Here is a 13,816-nt window from a genome sequence, read left to right on the forward strand (position 1 = left end):
CGCTTCGCTATCCGTGAAGGTGGTCGTACTGTTGGTGCTGGTGTTGTATCTAAAATCATCGCATAATTGCAGATTTTAGTTCTCACGAGAACTTAAAGAAAAGACGCTTAGGCGTCTTTTTTTATATCTAAAATTTAGTAAAACTGTAAAATCGCTAACACAGGGAAGGTGTTGTATCGCTGTACCTGAAAGAGGCATCACATAATTGCAGATTTTAGTTCTCACGAGAACTTAAAAAAAAGACGCTTAGGCGTCTTTTTTTATCACTAAATTTTAGTGAAATTGTCAAAGAGTCAAACAGTCAAAACTATCAAAGCTGCCAACACAGAGCAGGTGTTGTATCGCTGTACCTAAAAGAAGCATCGCATAATTGCAGATTTTAGTTCTCACGATAATTCAAGAAAAGACGCTTAGGCGTCTTTTTTTATATCTGAATTTTAGCAAAACTGTAAAATCGCTAACACAGAGCAGGTATTGTATCGCTGTACCTGTAAGAGGTATTTCACAATTGCTGATTTTAGTACTCACGAGAATTTAACAAAAGACGCTTAGGCGTCTTTTTTATGTCTTATTTCAGTGATCAAAAGAATAGAATGAAATTAATTACGAATGATAACTATTATTGTTTGCAATAATCATTAGAGCTAATTACAATACATCCAAATGAAAGTGATTCGTATTTGTATTGGTGCAGTAAGATGAAAAACAAAATTTCTGTTTTATCAACATTGGCAATGGTCAGTTTTTGTAACCTTGCTCAGGCTGATGATCAACCCTCTGTTATTAACTTTAACAAACAACAGCAACAAATTGAAAAGCTTCAAAGTGAACTTAGACAATTAAGTCTAGCCGTATCCTCAACAAGTCATAAAGATCAGCTAAATTATTCAGCCATCAAAAATTGGCACATTACCTCTTATGGCAGTGTACTTTATAAAACGGAAGATGTTTTTCGTAACACGCAAGACACACAACCACAAAAGCGCAGCATAACTGATGTCGAACGCGTTGTTTTAGAATTTGGTTATCGGTTTGATCCCCAATGGCAAGTTGAAATAGAGTTAGAGTACGAACATGGTGGTACGGGCGCAGCATTAGAATATGATGGCTTCGAAGAATTCGGAGAATTTGAAACTGAGATAGAAGCGGGTGGTGAAGTTCTGGTTGAAAAATTAGAACTCAAATATGCTTACAATGACTACTTTGCTATTAAACTTGGCAGAATATTTGTCCCTGTGGGTTTAGGGACTGAGTTACACAAACCTGATCAATATTTTACTACCCAGCGTCATTGGAGTGAATCAACACTTATCCCCCAAGTTTGGCATGAAACCGGGATTAACTTCACTGCAAATTGGCAAGGACTTAAGGCGCAAGCTTTGCTGACGACAGGCCTTAATTCTGAATACTTTCGTACTTATCGCTGGGTAGCCAGTGGTCACCAAAAAAGATTCGAAACGATCAATGCCGACGACTTAGCGTTAACGCTTCGAGTAGATTATGGCGACCTTAAAAAAGGTTCAGGGATAGGCGCTAGTTTTTACAGCGGTAACACCAGTGGTAATCGCAATAATACCAATAATATTTCAGCGGATGGCCATTTATCGATTATCGGGCTCAATGGCGTTTATCGTTATCAAGATTGGACGCTACGAGGTCAGTATTTATTCGGCAAATTAGATGACAGCTTAGCCATTACTGCCGCTAATAAAACAACGCCAGGATTAAAACCAGGTAACTTTGCTCAATTAGGTAGTGAAGCTGAGTCAGCATTTCTAGAAGTCGCCTATAACAGTCAATTTTTGCTTGGCCTTAGCAAACCTTTGTATCTATTTACTTCATATGATTATGCCAACCCTATTAAAGAAGTAGCAGGGGGCTTAGCTACCTCTCGTTTTGATATTAAAGAAATTGCCATCGGTGTGAACTACATACCAATAAAAAATGTGGTACTTAAAGCTCAGTTTGCTGAAAAAACTTATGCACAAAACAACCTTGATAATACCCAAAGTTTTAGCCTATCGATGGGCTATTATTTTTCAATATAACCATCAGTTTAAAAGACGACTGTAAATTTAAAGGAATTAAAAATGTCATTGAAAACTTCGCTCTTCGCAACGACCACAGCAATATTAATGTTATCTGCATGTGGTGGTAGCAGTTCTTCACAGTCAATACCTGTTATAGAAGAACCATCAGGCTTCGCGTTTGATGCAACCGCTATGATAAGTAATATAACAAACGATATTATTGTTGAAGGTTATAACGACCTGAACACCAAAGCAGAGATCTTTCACTTAGCGACCTTGTCATTATTAAATTCTCCGAGCCAAGAAACATTATTGGCAACTCAACAAGCATGGCAAACAGTTCGCCAACCTTGGGAGCAAGGAGAAGCTCATATTTTTGGACCAGTAGATGCCTTATCTATAGATCCTCACTTAGATACTTGGCCATTAAATACCAGTGACCTGCAAAGTTTATTAGCAACACAAAGTGGTTTTAATGCCGAGGTTATCAAGTTATTTAACGACGATGTTCAGGGTTTTCATACCATGGAGTTTCTACTTTTTGGCGATGGCTTAACCGATAATGCTAAAGCGATAGATGAAATGACAGCGTTAGAGCGTGAATATTTAGTTGCTACTGCAGAAGTGTTTCGTGAATATACCCAATCGCTTTTTGATGCGTGGACGGTTAGACATGATGCTAATGATACAAACTCATTACCCTACCAAGAATTTTTGCTGATACCAGGTAATGACATTTATGCGTCTGAACTAGGCGTCGTAGAAGAATTAATTAATGGCATGATAGGTATTGTTGATGAAGTCGCTAACGGAAAAATTGCTGAACCCTTTGGTAGTGATATTAACTCAACGGATACCTCGTTAGTTGAATCACAATACAGTTGGAATTCACTGGCTGATTTCACAAATAATATTCAAGGGGTTAAAAATGTTTACCTAGGGACCACAAATTCACAAGCTGTGACCGATGTAGGAATTATTAATTTCGTTCAAGCCGCGGATAGTGCTTTAGCTATTCGCATCGATACAGAAATAACGACAGCAATAACAGCAATTAAAGCGATTTCAGGTGAAAATGATATGCCGTTCAGGCAAGCAATTAATGATGTAGAAGCACGTGTTCGTATTCAAGCCGCTATTGATGCTTTAAGTATCTTACAAACATCATTAGAGAGTGATGTGCTTATATTGTTGAATAACTGGAATAACTAACAGTGATTTAGTTGCTAACCGACCCCTAAAGGATGTAAGCCGTGCAAGGATGCACTTCCCTTTAATTTATAAATAGAACAAAACTTATGTTAAATATGAATAATATAAACAAGGGTTTAATAATTACGATTAATCTTTTACTGGCAACATTATTTCTTAGTGCCTGTAATAGTGATAGTCAGTCAAATGATAATGCTGTTGTTGAACCTGATTACCCTGATTATACTTTTGTTGAAAACCTAGGTGATAAAGCGACAGCATTTGATGCTAGTGATTCAGGGCATGGCTTTTCAACTCCAATAACGACCTTAACTGACGCTGAACTAAACCAACACCTGACTGGCGATGCTAATTTTGAAATGGCGTTTACAACAGCGCCAAATATGGAACACCCTGAATTAGATGGTTTGGGACCGGTTTTTAATAATCAAAATTGTAACTCATGCCACCAGCGTGATGGTCGTCCATCTACATTAACCATTCCACAAGACCAAAATCGTATTTTATTAGGCGCTAATGCCGGTATTTTTTTGAGAATGAGTATTGAAGACGGTGAATGCACAGCACCGTCAATTAATAATAACTATTGTCAAAATAAGCCTGTGCAAGGTTTTGGTACCCAGCTATTTCATCGAGGTGTGTTAAAAGCACGGGCTGATTGGCAAGATCACCCTTTTGTTGGTCAAGCCGATGTTTATTTAGCTTATGAATTTAAAACAATAATGTATGCCAATGGTGATACGGTTGAATTAAAGAAACCGGTATTTACTATTGAAAACGCTTACGATGTTGGCGACGGTCAACAACGCGATAGTGCGATTATGCAGGTTGATGTGCGTTATAGCCCACGTAATGGCATGCCAATCTTTGGTTTAGGTTTGTTAGAACTCATCGCCGAAGCGGATATATTAGCGTTAAGTGATGAGCTAGACACCAATAACGATGGTATTTCAGGTCGTCCTAATTGGGTTTTCGACCCAATTAAAGCGAAAAACAAAGATCTTATACCTGTATCACTTGGACGCTTTGGCTGGAAAGCAAGCACACCCAGTGTTCGTGTTCAGTCTCTGGGCGCATTACGGGGTGATATGGGGATTACCAATCCGTTATTTCCACAGGAGAGTATCGCTAATTCACCTTTGCATGAAAGCTATTTAACGCGGACAGGTTTTATTGATACCGGTGTTGATGAACAAGGAGGTAGTGAAGCAAGCCAAGAGTTCTCAGATGATGTTGTTTTTTATGCGGAAACATTAGCTGTGCCATCAAGACGCAATGTAAATAATGAAATGGTAATTGCCGGCGCACAATTATTTGAAGAGGTCGGTTGTGTGTCTTGCCATCAACCAGACTTTACTACGATGAGTGGTGATATTTTGGTGGGGGGAGTACCTGCACCTGAGTCATTAAAAGGACAACATATTTATCCCTTCACAGACATGTTATTACACGATTTAGGCGCAGAATTAGCAGATAATCGTCGTGATTTTATGGCAACAGGCAATGAGTGGAAAACTCGACCACTGTGGGGAATAGGGTTAACTAAAACAGTGAATCCTGCCGCTGGTTTTTTACATGATGGTCGAGCGAGTACGGTAGAAGAAGCAATACTTTGGCATGGCGGTGAAGCGCAACAAGCTACCGACAAGTTTATGGCATTAAGTGTTAATGAACGTGAGCAACTAGTCTCTTTTGTTATGTCTTTATAAGTCAGCGCCGCGCCGACAATGTTATTATTTCTCCAGAAGAAGTGGGCTTTGCGCAAAGCATCACTTATTCAAGGCGTTAAAGAGTTACTTTAACGCCTTATTTTTTAAAAAACGGGATGGTGATGCAACAGGATCAGCCTTTAATCGTAAGTTATAGTCTAAACGATGCGTGTCTTATTAACCGTCTTCCTTTAAATGATATTATTTTTTTAAAAAGCGGGGTAGTAAATCGTAAGTTATAGTCTAAAAACGCTGTAGATCTTTACTTATGCACCACTTATTAATTCTTTTTTCAAAATACTGCTCGACGACAATGCTGAGTTTTCAGGTAACTGTGTGTGTCCTGCTAAGAGATAAATGACTTTCTGTCCATTCTCTGCGAGTTCAAGTGCATGTTGAAAATTAATAAGTATTGATGAAGTAATACTTTGTGGATACTTTTCAGCATCACGGCGTATATATTCAATTAGGTCGATATTAACGTCATCGTCATAAAATACCGCTTCAGCAAATTGCATTTCTCGGTGAGTCTGTAGGGTTAATTTATCTGGATTACCATCTAATGTATGAACAAAGACAATTTCACCTACCGGCGGTGTAATTTCTTTCTTTATGCTGGCAATAAGCTGTTGTTCAGCTTCGGGTATATTACCTTGTAAAATCTGCTCACCGATAGGCCCTCTTAATACGCTTTCCCAGAAGGTCCTACGGTTGCGCAGCCCTCTTACTCTTGCTTTAACATGATCTCGAAATTTAAAAGAGAAATCTGCAAGCCTACCGTAGCCATTAGGCAGGGTTTTTTCAATTTGTTCTCTAAGCATCCTTAACAGTATAGGGGCACTTCCAGAGCTAGACATAGCGATAATCATCGGTGCGCGATCTATGATTGCTGGCGTGATGTAAGTACAGAGTTCAGGTTGGTCAACAACATTGGTGAGAATGTTGAGCGGTTGTGATTCACCAGCAACCGCTTTATTGACTTCGCCATCGTCGGTAGCTGCAATCACTAAGTTCATGCCAATTAAATGGCCGCTTTGGTAATTGTGAGCGAGCCAATGTAGATCATGGCCATCGACTAATCGTTTCACACTTTCAGATAAGCTTGCAGCCATAACCGTAATGTTAGTGGTACTTTTTAGCAGTAATTCAATTTTACGTGCCGCGACATCACCACCACCAATGATCATTGCCGATATGTTTTTACCCTCAAGAAAAATGGGGAAATATTTCATTTAAATAACCTATATTGTCTTTAATCTGTGTATGAGCCTAAACAATTGCGTTAAGACGGTAATGATAAAAGTTTTTCACTGATGGCTAAACCATTACTATCGCCGTAGATGAACTGTCCGGGAATAAAATGAATGCCGGCAAAAGTAATGGGAATATTTACTTCACCAATACCTAGTTTCTCAGTTTTAATTGGGCAACAACCCAATGCTTTTACACCTAGTTTTAGCGTGGCAATCGTACCCGCATCACGAATACAGCCATTAATGACTATTCCTTGCCAACCATTTTTAACCGCTTTTTCAGCAAGCATGTCACCTAACAGTGCACGTGTGGTACTTGCTTTACCATCAATAACCATGACTTTACCTGTGCCGTCAGTATCTACCAAAGCTTTAACTTTTGAATTGTCATTAAAACAAGACACGGTGACTATTTCCCCATAAAAAATGTTATTTTTGCCATAGTCAGTAAATAGCGGTTGTGCCAGTGTTAATGCGTTAGGGTAAATGTCATATAAATCAGGGAGAAGATCGAGCATCGTAGAGTTCCTTATTAGGCCAGAGGGAATAATTATCCTAGCAATACTCTAGCAGAAGTCTTTGTAGGTATTAACTAACAAATGCTAAACTAGTGAAAAATTTATAGTGAGCACCTCCCATGCCTTGGATACAACTTCGCTTGAGTGCGAATGAAGACACATCAGAAAAATATAGTGATTGGTTAAGTGCTTGTGGCGCACAAGCCGTAACGTTTATCGACGCCCAAGATACCCCTATTTATGAGCCGCTTCCGGGTGATGAAGTTATCTATTGGCACAATACCGTGGTAATGGGCTTATTCGATGCCAGCCATGACATGGATAAAACCATTACTTATTTGAAAAGTATCCATCCAGATAAAAACAATATGGCTTACAAGTTAGAGCAACTTGAAGATAAAGATTGGGAAAGAGAGTGGATGGACAACTTCCATCCAATGAAATTCGGTGAGCGTTTATGGATTTGTCCAAGCTGGCGCGAAGTTCCTGATCCAACCGCGGTTAATGTTATGCTTGATCCAGGTTTAGCGTTTGGCACAGGCACCCATCCAACCACGGCATTATGTTTAACCTGGTTAGACGGATTAGATTTAGTCGGTAAAACTGTAGTTGATTTTGGTTGTGGTTCAGGAATTTTATCGCTGGCGGCACTTAAGCTAGGCGCGAAAAAAGTCATTGGTATTGATATTGATCCACAAGCATTACAAGCAAGTAAAGCAAATGCTGAGCGCAACGGTATTGCAGACCGTTTAGAACTTTTCTTACCAAAAGATCAGCCAAGTTTTAAAGCTGATGTGGTTGTCGCTAATATTTTAGCCGGACCATTACGTGAATTAGCGCCAACGATTATTGAATTTGTTGCACCAAATGGTCACCTTGCACTGTCAGGTGTTTTAGAAGAACAGGCCAATGAACTGCAAAATATTTATAGTCAGTGGTGTGAAATGGATGCCATTGCTGTTCAAGATGAATGGGTTCGTCTTTCAGGTAAAAAAAATTAGTCAAAAACCCTGTTATTAATTGAGCAGTATTCGTTAGCTATTTGTACAAATTCTGCTCACATCAATAGTTTGCAAAAAGTCAATATTAAAAACGCAAAAAAAAGCAAGAATTGTTCAATTTATATGCTTTTCAATTCCCTTAAAAACACGTAAACTTAGCGCCCTTTTGAATAGTAGCTCAAAAAAACAGCAACATGAATATAGGTTCGTATACTTTATCAAGTAATGTAATGCTTGCTCCAATGGCCGGAATAACCGACCAACCTTTTCGACAACTGTGTTGTCAAATGGGAGCAGGGTTAGCCGTGTCAGAAATGATTTCGTCTAATCCCAAAGTATGGCATACCGAAAAATCTAAGCGACGAAGTATTCATAGTGAATTTGCAGGTATTCGTTCGGTACAAATTGCCGGTTCAGATCCTGAAGAGTTAGCGTTTGCTGCTAAAGTTAATGTTGAAAATGGCGCACAAATTATAGATATTAATATGGGCTGTCCTGCTAAAAAGGTCAATAAAAAGCTCGCGGGTTCTGCATTATTAAAAGAACCTAAATTAGTTGAAGAAATAGTGCGAAGTGTTGTTGATGCGGTAAACGTGCCAGTAACACTTAAAATTCGTACCGGCTGGTGTGAGAACACTCGCAACGGCATTGAAATTGCTAAAATTGCTGAGCACAACGGTATTCAGTCTTTAGTCGTTCATGGTCGCACCCGTAATGATTTTTATAAAGGGGATGCGGAATACGAAACGATAAAAGCCATCAAGCAAGCGGTTAGTATTCCCGTTGTGGCTAATGGCGATATTACCAGCGCAATCAAAGCGGCGCAGGTATTAAATTTTACTGGGGCTGATGCCGTAATGGTGGGTCGTGGTGCCCAAGGGAAACCTTGGATTTTTCGAGAGATTAATCATTTCTTGAAAACGGGTGAACATTTGTCTGCCCCCTCATTGGAAGAGATTTGTCCGATAGTTATTGGGCATGTAAAGGACTTACACAACTTTTACGGTGACTTTATGGGTGTTCGTTTTGCTCGTAAGCACGTTGCTTGGTATATGCTCGCGTATGATCAAGAGAAAAAATTTCGTTCTGTTTTTAATGCGTTAGAGTCATCTACCGATCAACTTGATGCATTAGAACTGTATTTTGATAATTTAAATTAACTAGAAAGAGTCTGAACTTTATGTTTGAACAAAATATTTCATCACCATTCGTTACTGGCAAGATCCAAACTCAAGCTGAGTATTCTCCATTACGTACTCAAGCTAAACAAGCTATCAGTAACTACTTATCGCAATTAAATGGTAATGATGTAGATGATATGTACGACCTTGTACTTTCTGAAATCGAAGCGCCAATGTTAGAAGAAGTTATGAAGTATACGCGCGGTAACCAAACACGTGCAGCTAACTTGTTAGGTATCAACCGTGGTACTTTACGTAAGAAGCTTAAAAAATACGGCATGAACTAAAAAATAGACAGGTTGTCCCTGTCAATCGAAAGCACCCTAGGGTGCTTTCTTTATTTCTAGCTAAGGGGTTTTCTTCAGCTAGCTACTCATTACTGAGTAAAGGATTTATTTTAAAAAATCACTGCCAAGGACAAATGTCAACGGCCAGACAATTAAACTAACTTTAAGGTTAACAATAAAGCAATGGATACTCCACGCCCAATCAAACGTGCATTATTAAGTGTTTCTGATAAAACAGGTATTGTCGATTTCGCTCGTAGTTTAGCGCAAAAAGGTGTTGATATTTTATCAACCGGCGGCACAGCAAAATTATTAGCTGATAATGGTATACAAGTTACTGAAGTTTCTAAATACACAGGTCACCCTGAAATTATGGACGGTCGTGTTAAAACACTTCATCCAAAAGTTCATGGCGGAATTTTAGCGCGCCGTGGTATGGATGAAGCCGTTATGGCTGAAAACGATATTAGCGCGATTGATCTTGTTGTCGTTAACCTTTACCCATTTGCTAACGCAGTTAGTGATGAAAACTGTAGCTTAGAAAACGCGATTGAGAATATTGATATCGGTGGACCCACTATGGTTCGTGCAGCGGCAAAAAATCATAAAGATGTGACGATTATTGTTAATGCTCACGATTATGAGCGCGTATTAGCAGAAATGAATAGTAACGATGATTCATTAACGTATAACACACGCTTTGACTTAGCTATTGCTGCCTATGAACATACTGCAGCTTACGACGGTATGATCGCAAATTACTTTGGCAAAATGCTTAGTGCGCGAAGTGGTGAAAAAAGCGAAGTTAACTTTAAAGAAAAAAACAAATTTCCACGCACCTTTAACAGTCAGTTTATTAAAACTGAAGATTTACGTTACGGTGAAAACTCGCATCAGGATGCTGCTTTTTATGTCGAAGCAAATCCTGAAGAAGCATCGGTTTCAACGGCTAAGCAATTACAAGGTAAAGCGCTTTCTTATAACAATATAGCTGACACGGATGCCGCTTTAGAATGTGTTAAAGAATTTGATGAGCCGGCGTGTGTTATCGTTAAACATGCTAACCCTTGTGGTGTTTCTATTGGTGACAATATCTTAGCCGCTTACGAAGGTGCTTATCGTACAGATCCTACCTCAGCATTTGGTGGCATTATCGCCTTCAACCGTGAATTAGATGCCGACACAGCAGAAGCTATTGTTTCTCGCCAGTTTGTCGAAGTTATTATCGCGCCAAGTGTTTCAGAAGCTGCGGCACAAATTGTTGCTGCTAAACCTAACTTACGTTTATTAGCCTGTGGTGAATGGTCGACCAAAACTACCGGTTTTGATCTTAAACGTGTTAATGGTGGCTTATTGGTTCAAGACAGAGACCAAGGCAAAGTGACCAGCGATGATTTGAAAGTTGTTACTAAACGCCAACCCACTGCTGATGAAATGCGTGACTTACAATTCTGTTGGAAAGTAGCGAAATACGTGAAATCTAATGCGATTGTTTACGTTAAAAATAGCATGACTATTGGTGTCGGTGCCGGTCAAATGAGCCGAGTTTACTCAGCTAAAGTTGCTGGTATCAAAGCTGCAGATGAAAACTTAGAAGTTAAAGGTTCAGTCATGGCATCTGATGCATTCTTTCCATTTCGTGATGGCTTAGATGCTGCCGCTGAAGCGGGCATTACTGCTGTTATTCAACCGGGCGGTTCTATGCGTGATAATGAAGTTATTGCCGCTGCCGATGAACATAACATAGCTATGGTGTTCACTGGAATGCGTCACTTCCGCCATTAAGTAGGTTTGCTTATCGTTGGTTAAATAAAATTATTCGTTGGAAGTGCTCAAGTAGATAAACTACGCTCCGCGCTTCCGCTTTTAATTTTCACTAACCAGCTTAAAGCATTTCCAAATAACGGCTTTATTAGCCTTGTTGATAAAATGTTACACTTCAACAAGGTTAAATACTTTTCTTTTATCCCCCTTATCTGTTTCTTCTTTTAAAATCTGCTATAACATGTCGAGTTAACCTTTATTCTTGATATGGAAAAGCAAATGAAAACAATAAAAACTTTATTATCAGCTTCAATCATTAGCCTGTCATTAGCCAGCGTTTCTTACGCTGATCAAGCCATGCAACCTATGGCTAATACACAGTTAGCCCAAGCGGTTGCTAGTGAACATAGATCAGCGGCTAATAAAATACGTGATGAATACCGTCATCCACAACAAACCTTAGAATTTTTTGGTTTTAATTCATCAATGACTGTTGTTGAGATAACACCTGGTGGTGGTTGGTACACTGAGATTTTAGCCCCTGCGTTAAAAGGCAAAGGAAAGTTAATTGGTGCTCATTATCCTGATACCGGTGAAGACAACTATTACAGTAATTCCCGTAAAAATTTAGTAAAAAAATTGGCTAGTCATGAGATGTTTAGTGAAGTTGAACTCTCTAACTTTGTGCCTAAGAAAGCCAGTGAATTAGCCCCCGCTGGTTCTGCGGATATGGTACTTACTTTTCGTAATTTACATAACTGGGGAGAAGAAGGTGTTAGCCAAGTATTTATTGATGCCTTTAAGGCATTAAAAACTGGTGGTATTTTAGGTGTCGTAGAGCATCGTTTACCAAAAGGCGCAACAGCTAACGATATGAATAGCGGCTATGTTTCTGTGGAGAAGACAATTGCACAAGCTGAAGCTGCTGGATTTACTTTTATTGCCAGTAGTGAAGTAAATGCTAATGCTAAAGACAAAGCAAGTTATGAAAAAGGTGTCTGGACATTACCCCCGTCACTTGCATTAAAAGATAAAGATAGAGAAAAATATCTGGCTATCGGTGAAAGTGATCGAATGACTTTAAAATTTGCAAAAGTAGCTAAATAATCTTAAGACTTGCGCCATAACTTCCCTTATAATGGCGCAAGTTTTTTAGCATATTTTCTAGCAAATAAAGTAGGGTTAAGATAAATGAATGTTTTAGTAATAGGTAGTGGTGGTCGTGAACATGCACTCGCATGGAAAGCTGCACAATCATCACAAGTAGAAAAAGTATTTGTTGCACCAGGTAATGCCGGTTCAGCAACAGAAAATAAAGTAGAAAATGTTGCCATATCCGCTGGCGATACTGCTGCACTAGTCGACTTTGCTAAAACTCAAAACATTACCCTAACGATTGTTGGCCCAGAGCAGCCACTTGTTGACGGCGTTGTTGATGCCTTTCAAGCCGAGGGGTTAACTATTTTTGGTCCAAGTGCTAAAGCGTCACAACTTGAAGGTTCAAAAGCATTTACTAAAGACTTCTTAGCTCGTCACAACATTCCTACTGGCTGGTACCAAAATTTTACTGAAATAGAAGCTGCGTTAGCTTATGTTCGTGAAAAAGGCGCACCTATTGTTATTAAAGCTGATGGCTTAGCAGCTGGTAAAGGCGTTATTGTCGCAATGACATTGCCAGAAGCTGAAGACGCTATTAAAGATATGCTTGCTGGTAATGCTTTTGGAGATGCCGGGCATCGTGTTGTCATCGAAGAATTTTTAGATGGTGAAGAAGCGAGCTTTATTGTTATGGTTGATGGCAAAAATGTTTTAGCCATGGCAACAAGTCAAGATCATAAGCGTGCTTATAATAATGACGAAGGACCAAATACAGGTGGTATGGGCGCTTATTCACCAGCGCCAGTAGTTACCGCTGAACTTCATCAACGTATTATGGATGAAGTCATATATCCTACAGTGCAGGGTATGGCTAAAGAAGATGCCCCTTATACTGGTTTCTTATATGCTGGCTTAATGATAGATGCGACAGGTACGCCAAAAGTGATTGAATACAACTGTCGATTTGGTGATCCAGAAACACAACCTATTATGATGCGTTTAAAGTCTGATATCGTTGAGTTATGTTTACTAGCCTGTGCTGGTAAGTTAGATACAGCGACTATTGATTTTGATCCACGTCCAGCTGTCGGTGTAGTATTAGCGGCCGGCGGTTATCCAGGCACTTACGCCAAAGGTAAAGTGATTTCAGGTTTAGAAACTAACCAGCATCCCGACAGAAAAACATTCCATGCGGGCACCACTGAAATTAATGGTGAGATAGTGACGGCTGGCGGTCGAGTGCTTTGTGCTACTGCATTAGGCGAAACGGTTACACAAGCGCAAAAATCTGCCTATGCTTTATTACACGAAATAAGCTGGGAAGAAGTACAATTCAGAACAGATATTGCCTATCGTGCAATCGCTAGAGAACAAAGTTAACTTATACTTTTTAAGTGTTGAAATGAAAGCCTCTTTTAAGAGGCTTTTTTATTAGCTAAAATCCACGAATATCTCAAGATCCCCTACAGTAAACTGAAATGATCATTGTTAGGTTTTGTTTAGTTATAACTGATAAAAAATTAATAATTACTGTAGTAGCTTTAATAAAGCTCAATAACAACGCGGTATGTATGTTAATTGACCGAACGATCGATTATTTCAAATTTATGACAAAAAAGGGTTGACGCCCAGCGAGAAATGTCTAGAATGCGCTCCAGTTCCAAGGGGTAACCCAAACGAACGTTTTGATAAGTTATCTACATCACTTTAGAGTAAAGTAGTTAACTTAACGTTTTATAGATAAGGTTTGAATCTTCGAAAAG

General features: G+C 39.2%; 12 protein-coding genes. 10 read left to right on the forward strand and 2 right to left on the reverse strand.

The annotated features are described in order from the left end of the window. The 4 genes from H4J70_RS20000 to H4J70_RS20015 form a co-directional block, all read left to right on the forward strand. Positions 1-66 (forward strand): hypothetical protein (locus H4J70_RS20000; RefSeq protein ID WP_139083085.1); only part of this gene is annotated, 66 nt, incomplete at its 5' end. Between the two features lie 632 nt (positions 67-698). Then, positions 699-2,048 (forward strand): hypothetical protein, encoded by a 1,350-nt coding sequence (locus H4J70_RS20005; RefSeq protein ID WP_182243879.1) that lies wholly within the window; start codon positions 699-701, stop codon positions 2,046-2,048. Between the two features lie 42 nt (positions 2,049-2,090). Next, positions 2,091-3,242, forward strand: a complete 1,152-nt coding sequence (locus tag H4J70_RS20010; protein WP_182243878.1) for an imelysin family protein — start codon at positions 2,091-2,093, stop codon at positions 3,240-3,242. Between the two features lie 95 nt (positions 3,243-3,337). Continuing rightward, complete coding sequence (locus tag H4J70_RS20015; RefSeq protein WP_182243877.1) at positions 3,338-4,951, forward strand: di-heme oxidoredictase family protein; 1,614 nt, start codon at positions 3,338-3,340, stop codon at positions 4,949-4,951. 266 nt (positions 4,952-5,217) lie between these two features. Here the strand turns inward: H4J70_RS20015 and H4J70_RS20020 are convergent, their stop codons facing one another. Then, positions 5,218-6,183, reverse strand: coding sequence for an NAD(P)-dependent oxidoreductase (locus H4J70_RS20020; RefSeq protein ID WP_182222981.1), 966 nt, complete (start codon positions 6,181-6,183; stop codon positions 5,218-5,220). Between the two features lie 50 nt (positions 6,184-6,233). Next, on the reverse strand, positions 6,234-6,722 hold the full coding sequence (locus tag H4J70_RS20025) for a putative 4-hydroxy-4-methyl-2-oxoglutarate aldolase (RefSeq protein WP_182222980.1): 489 nt from the start codon (positions 6,720-6,722) through the stop codon (positions 6,234-6,236). Positions 6,723-6,841: 119 nt separating this feature from the next. On the opposite strand from H4J70_RS20025, the gene prmA reads away from it, so the two are divergent. The 6 genes from prmA (at position 6,842) to purD (ending at position 13,433) form a co-directional block, all read left to right on the forward strand. Further along, positions 6,842-7,723 (forward strand): 50S ribosomal protein L11 methyltransferase, encoded by an 882-nt coding sequence (gene prmA / locus H4J70_RS20030; RefSeq protein ID WP_182243876.1) that lies wholly within the window; start codon positions 6,842-6,844, stop codon positions 7,721-7,723. A 194-nt stretch (positions 7,724-7,917) separates the two neighbouring features. Continuing rightward, positions 7,918-8,883: a tRNA dihydrouridine synthase DusB gene (gene dusB, locus H4J70_RS20035; RefSeq protein WP_070375037.1), complete on the forward strand. Its 966-nt coding sequence runs from the start codon at positions 7,918-7,920 to the stop codon at positions 8,881-8,883. 20 nt (positions 8,884-8,903) lie between these two features. Continuing rightward, the gene (gene fis, locus H4J70_RS20040) at positions 8,904-9,191 is read left to right on the forward strand and encodes a DNA-binding transcriptional regulator Fis (RefSeq protein WP_070375036.1); all 288 of its coding nucleotides are present in this window, start codon (positions 8,904-8,906) and stop codon (positions 9,189-9,191) included. Between the two features lie 183 nt (positions 9,192-9,374). Then, positions 9,375-10,976 carry a bifunctional phosphoribosylaminoimidazolecarboxamide formyltransferase/IMP cyclohydrolase gene (gene purH / locus H4J70_RS20045; protein WP_070375035.1) on the forward strand — a complete coding sequence of 534 codons (1,602 nt, stop codon included), beginning with the start codon at positions 9,375-9,377 and terminating at the stop codon, positions 10,974-10,976. A 258-nt stretch (positions 10,977-11,234) separates the two neighbouring features. After that, positions 11,235-12,062: a class I SAM-dependent methyltransferase gene (locus H4J70_RS20050; RefSeq protein ID WP_182218423.1), complete on the forward strand. Its 828-nt coding sequence runs from the start codon at positions 11,235-11,237 to the stop codon at positions 12,060-12,062. Between the two features lie 84 nt (positions 12,063-12,146). Then, a complete protein-coding gene (gene purD / locus H4J70_RS20055; protein WP_182218422.1) occupies positions 12,147-13,433 on the forward strand; it encodes a phosphoribosylamine--glycine ligase in 1,287 nt (428 codons plus the stop codon). Positions 13,434-13,816 lie beyond the last annotated feature (383 nt).

Source organism: Colwellia sp. BRX8-9 (genome assembly GCF_014077245.1).
Lineage (GTDB): Bacteria > Pseudomonadota > Gammaproteobacteria > Enterobacterales > Alteromonadaceae > Colwellia_A.